1 protein-coding gene is annotated in these 3,973 nt (G+C 71.7%); it reads left to right on the top strand.

The window, feature by feature from the left end; genetic code table 11:
- A partial coding sequence (locus ACWELQ_RS40425; protein ID WP_452402280.1) for an amino acid adenylation domain-containing protein occupies nucleotides 1–3,973 on the top strand: 3,973 nt, incomplete at both ends.

Below are 3,973 nucleotides of genomic sequence, written 5' to 3'. Positions count from 1 at the left end.
CAAGATTCCCGCCGCCACCCGCACCGCGCTGGCCGCCGTCGCCGCCGAACGCGGCGTGTCCACCTTCATGGTGTTGCACGCCGCGCTCGCGACCGTGCTCGCGCGCCTGTGCAACACCACCGACATCGCCATCGGCACCCCGATCGCCGGGCGCAGCGATCCCGCGCTCGACGAGCTGGTCGGCATGTTCGTCAACACCCTGGTGCTGCGCACCCGGGTGGATCCGGCCGCCGGTTTCGACCGCATGCTCACCGAGGTCCGCGACACCGACCTCAACGCCTTCGCCAATGCCGACGTGCCCTTCGAGCGGCTCGTCGAGGTCGTCAACCCGGAACGCTCCGCGGCCCGGCACCCGCTGTTCCAGGTCATGCTGTCCTACGACAGCAGCCCGGAACTGCGCATCGACCTGCCCGGCGTGGACACCGAGGTCGTCGAGATGGCCACCGACATCGCCAAATTCGACCTGCAGCTGACCGTCCACGAACCCGCCGGAAACCCCGGTGAGGACACGCCGCTCACCGCCGAATTCGGTTACGCCGCCGACGTTTTCGACCATGCCACGGTCGAGGCCATCGCGCGGCGCTTCGGCGCGGTGCTCGCCGCCGCCGTCGCCGACCCGGCCGTCGCCGTCGGCGACCTGCCGCTGCTGGACACCCGCGAGACCGCGAAACTGGTCCCCATCATGGGTTCGCCCGCCGAACCCGCCATCACCCTGGCCCGGCTGCTCACCGACACCGCCGAACGCGTCCCGGACGCGGTGGCCGTGCGCTACCTGGGCACCGACACCACCTACCGGGAGCTCGACGAGCGCTCCAACCGGCTGGCGCGGGTGCTCATCGAACACGGCGCGGGCCCGGAGGTCGTGGTCGCCATCGCGCTGCCGCGCGGCGTCGACAGCATCCTCGCGGTTTGGTCGGTCGCGAAAACCGGTGCGGCGTATGTGCCGATCGACCCGGACTACCCGGCCGACCGCATCGCCCACATGCTCGCCGACTCCGGCGCCATGCTCGCCATCACCGACACCGAACGCCACGCCGACATGCCCGACTGGCCGCGCAATCGGGGACGGCACCGCAAGAACTACGTCGACTGGCTGCTGCTCGGCTCCGAACAGCTGGCCGAGGAATGCGCGCAGTTCCCGGCGACCGCGGTCACCGACGCCGACCGGCATCACCCGCTGCGCACCGGCGGGCCCGCCTACCTGATCTACACTTCGGGCTCCACCGGCCGCCCCAAGGCCGTGGTGGTCACCAACGCGGGCATCGCGTCGCTGGCGCACGAGCAGATGCACCTGTTCAAGGTCACCGATTCGGCTCGGACCCTGCACTTCTCGTCACCGAGCTTCGACGCCTCGGTGCTGGAACTGCTGCTGGGCTTCGCGGCCGGGGCCACCATCGTGGTCGCGCCCGCCGGCATCTTCGGCGGCATCGAACTCGCGCGCATCCTGCGCGAGGAGAAGGTGACGCACGCCTTCGTCACCCCCGCCGCCCTCGGCACCGTCCCCGCCGACGACCTGCCCGACCTCGAGGCCGTCATCGTCGGTGGCGAAGCCTGCCCCGAAGAACTCGTGAAGGTCTGGACCGCACCGGAATCCCGGCCCGGTCTTCCGGCGCGGCGCATGCACAACATGTACGGGCCGTCCGAGGCCACCGTCGCCGCCACCGCCACCGGGCCCATGGTCGCCGGACGCCCGGTGCCCATCGGCCTGCCCGTGCGCGGCATGCGGCTGTTCGTGCTCGACGGCCGCCTGCACCCGGTGCCGCCGGGCGTCGCGGGCGAGCTGTACCTCTCCGGACCCGGTCTCGCACGCGGCTACCTGGGCCGCCACGGCCTGACCGCGCAACGGTTCCCCGCCAACCCACACGGGCGGCGCGGCGAACGCATGTACCGCACCGGCGATCTCGTGGTCGCCGACGGCACCGGGCAGCTGCGCTTCCTGGGCCGCGCCGACGACCAGATCAAGATCCGCGGCTTCCGCATCGAACTGCGCGAGATCGACCACGTACTGGCCGGGCATCCGGGCGTCACCTTCGCCCTGACCCTGGTGCATCACGACGAACGCGGAATCCCGCGCCTGGTCGCCTATCTCACCGCCGACACCGCACTCGACCCGGCCACGGTGCTCGAGACCGCGCGCGGACGACTGCCCGGCTACATGGTGCCCTCGGCGCTGACCATCCTCGAGACCATGCCGGTCACCCCGTCCGGCAAGCTCGACCGCAAGGCGCTGCCCGCACCGGAATTCGTGGCCGCCGCACCCACCCGCGCCCCGGAAACCGAACTGGAACAACAAGTCGCGCTCGTGTTCGGCACCGTGCTGGGCGGCACCGTGCCCGGCGCGGAGGACAACTTCTTCGAGATCGGCGGCAACTCGCTGCTGGCCACCCGCCTGACCGCGGCCCTGCACACCGAATTCGGGGTGGAGTTGCCGGTGCGGGCCGTCTTCGAGGCCCCGACCGTCGCCGGGGTGGCCGCCAAGCTCGCGGAAGCGCCCCGGACGCAGCGTGTCGCGCTGGCTGTGCACGTGCCACGCCCGGAGCGCGTACCACTGTCGCTGCCGCAACAGCGACTGTGGTTCCTCAACAGATATTCCCCCGAATCCAGTGCTTACAACATTGCTTTCGTGCTGCGGATCGACGGCGATCCGGACATCGAGGCCTTGCGGGCCGCCCTGGCCGACGTGGTGGAACGCCACGAGGTGCTGCGCACCGTCTTCCCCGAGGACGAACACGGCGCCTACCAGGTGGTGCTCGACACCGCCCGCTGCCTGCCGGTGCTGGATCCGACCGAGGCCGACGAGGTCGGCGCGCGCACCGCGTTGCGCTCACTCGCCCGCCGCGGCTTCGACCTCACCCGCGAGATCCCGCTGCGAATGACCCTGCTGCGCACCGGGAATCGACGCCACCTGCTCGGCATCGCGCTGCACCACATCGCCGCCGACGGCTGGTCGCTGGCCCCGCTCACCCGCGACCTGGCCATCGCCTACACCGCCCGCCACGGCGGCGCGGCCCCGCGCTGGACGCCACTGCCGGTGCAGTACGCCGACTTCAGCCTGTGGCAGCGCGAAATCCTCGGCCACGACAGCGACGCCGCGAGCGCCGCCGCGGCGCAACTGGCCTACTGGCGGGCCGCGCTCGCCGACCTGCCCGAGGAACTGCCGCTGCCCTACGACCGGCCGCGCCCGGCCGAATCCACCGGCCGCGCCGGAACGGTGCGTTTCGAGGTGCCGGAGGCGTTGCAGCGCAAGCTCGCCGACGTCGCCCGCACCCACGGGGTCAGTCTGTTCATGGTGCTGCGCTCCACCCTGGCGGTGCTGTTGCGCGCCGTCACCGGCGGCCGCGACGTGGTCATCGGCACCGCGGTGGCCGGGCGCACCGACACCCGGCTCGACGATCTGGTCGGCATGTTCGTCAATACGCTGATCCTGCGCTCCGACGTCGACCCGGACCGGTCCTTCGCCGAACTGTTGCAGGCCGATCGGGACACCGAACTGGCCGCCATGGCGCATGCCGAGGTGCCCTACGAGCGGGTCGTGGAGGAACTGCAGTCCGAGGCAGGGGACGGCGCCCGCCGTTTCGGGGCGCGCCCGCTGCTGCAGGTCGCCCTCACCGTGCAGGACACGCCGGTGCCCGCACTGCGGCTGCCCGGATTGTCGTTGCAGGCCGAGGAACTCGACATCGCGCTGGCCAAATTCGATCTGGAACTGCGGGTGCTGCCCGGCACGGGCGGCGCCGCCGACCGGGCCGGGGAGTACGACCGGGCCTTCGAATTCGTCTACGCCGCCGAACTGTTCGACCAGTCGAGCGTGGAAACCCTGGCCGAACGCCTGGTCCGGGTGCTGGACGCGATCGCCGCCGACCCGCGCCGGCGCGTCCGCGACATCGACGCGCGCACCGCGCTCGAACGCGAGATGCTCACCCCCGCCTGGGGTCCCGCGCCCGAACCGCAGTGCAGCCTGGCCGCCTACTTCGCG

The organism is Nocardia sp. NPDC004722, assembly GCF_053601505.1.
This window is presented reverse-complemented; position numbering and strand designations above follow the sequence as displayed.